This window comes from Burkholderia sp. Ac-20353, from assembly GCF_017104785.1.
Lineage (GTDB): Bacteria > Pseudomonadota > Gammaproteobacteria > Burkholderiales > Burkholderiaceae > Burkholderia.
This window is the reverse complement of record NZ_JAAGPL010000438.1, coordinates 1-1,719: the sequence shown is the minus strand read 5'-3', so window position 1 is coordinate 1,719 and position 1,719 is coordinate 1. Positions and strand designations below refer to the sequence as shown.

General features: G+C 69.8%; 2 protein-coding genes. Both read right to left on the bottom strand.

Translation table 11 applies throughout. The features are described from left to right. Nucleotides 1–296, bottom strand: a 296-nt coding sequence (locus G3N94_RS41050; protein WP_205799872.1) for an FAD-binding protein, incomplete at its 3' end; no start/stop codon positions are given. Continuing rightward, the coding region (locus G3N94_RS41045) for an FAD-linked oxidase C-terminal domain-containing protein (protein WP_241022362.1) at nt 296–1,719 on the bottom strand (1,424 nt) is incomplete at its 5' end. The genes G3N94_RS41045 and G3N94_RS41050, both read right to left, overlap by 1 nt.

Below are 1,719 nucleotides of genomic sequence, written 5' to 3'. Positions count from 1 at the left end.
GCCGCGCCGCCGAACACGGGCGGCTCGCACGGCAGCATCTGGCCGGCCGCGTCGAGCGCGGCGTTCAGCTCGGCGAGCGGCGTGCCCGCCCGCGCGGTGACGACGAGTTCGGTCGGGTCGTAGCTGACGATGCCGCGATGCGTGCGCGTGTCGATCTCGCGCGCGGCGACCGGGCGGCCGAGGTGTGCCTTCGTGTCGCCGCCGCGGATGCGCAGCGGCTGCCGGTCGTGCAGCGCGGCCTCGACGTGCGCGACCAGCGTCGCGCTGTCGTCGGTTGCTTCGAATTCGCGACGCATCAGAAACGCTCCAGTTCGGGAAACGGCAGCTGGCCGTGGTGGACGTGCATCGCGCCGAATTCGGCGCAGCGGTGCAGCGTCGGGATGTTCTTGCCGGGGTTCAGCAAGCCCTGCGGATCGAACGCGGCCTTCACCGCATGGAAGAACGTGATTTCGTCGGCGTTGAACTGCACGCACATCTGGTTGATTTTCTCGCGGCCGACGCCGTGTTCGCCGGTGATGCTGCCGCCGACCGCGACGCACAGCTCGAGGATCCGGCCGCCGAGCGCTTCCGCGCGGTCGAGTTCGCCTGGCCGGTTCGCGTCGAACAGGATCAGCGGATGCATGTTGCCGTCGCCCGCGTGGAACACGTTCGCGACCGGCAGCCCGTATTCGGCCGACAGCGCGGCGATCGCTTCGAGCACGCGCGGCAGTTCGCGGCGCGGAATCGTGCCGTCCATGCAGTAGTAATCGGGCGAGATGCGGCCGACCGCGGGAAACGCGTTCTTGCGGCCGGCCCAGAAGCGCTGGCGCTCGGCTTCGTCGCGCGCGACGCGGATCTCCGCTGCGCCCGCGTCGCGCAGCAGCGCGGCCACACGCTCGGCGTCTTCTTCGACGTCGCTCGCCGCGCCGTCGAGTTCGCACAGCAGGATCGCCTGCGCGTCGACTGGATAGCCGGCGTGAATGAAATCTTCGGCCGCGCGGATCGCGAGGTTGTCCATCATCTCGAGCCCGCCGGGAATCACGCCCGCGCCGATGATTTGCGCAACTGCGGCGCCTGCCTTGCCGACGTCGTCGAAGCTTGCCATCAGCACCTTCACGCTCGGCGGCTTCGGAAGCAGCTTCACCGTCACTTCGACGACGATCCCGAGCATCCCTTCCGAGCCCGTGAACAGCGCGAGCAGGTCGAAGCCGGGGCCGTCGAGCGCGTCGGCGCCGAGCGTCAGCAGCTCGCCGTCGATCGTCAGGATCTCGACCTTGAGCAGGTTGTGCACCGTGAGACCGTATTTGAGGCAGTGCACGCCGCCCGCGTTTTCCGCGACGTTGCCGCCGATCGAGCACGCGATCTGCGATGACGGGTCCGGCGCGTAGTAGAGGCCGTGCGGCGCGGCGGCCTGCGAGATCGCGAGGTTGCGCACGCCGGGCTGCACGCGCGCGGTGCCGGCGTCCGGGTCGATCGACAGCCGGTGCGGGAGCCGCCCAGCCGCGGCAGGCGCGACGACCTGGTGCCGCTGCGCGCCGCGCTGTACGGACGTGTAGCTCGGACCGGACGCGACCGGTTGCGCAAACTGGAACGGCTTGCTGAGCGAGAACACCGCGGCCGTGACGCTCAGCCGGTCGAGCCAGTCGTACTTCGCGCCGACTTCAACCTGATGCGATTCGACCGGCGGCAGGAACGCATACGCGTTCGTCGCGCGAACCGGCGCCTGGTCGCCGAGCGACA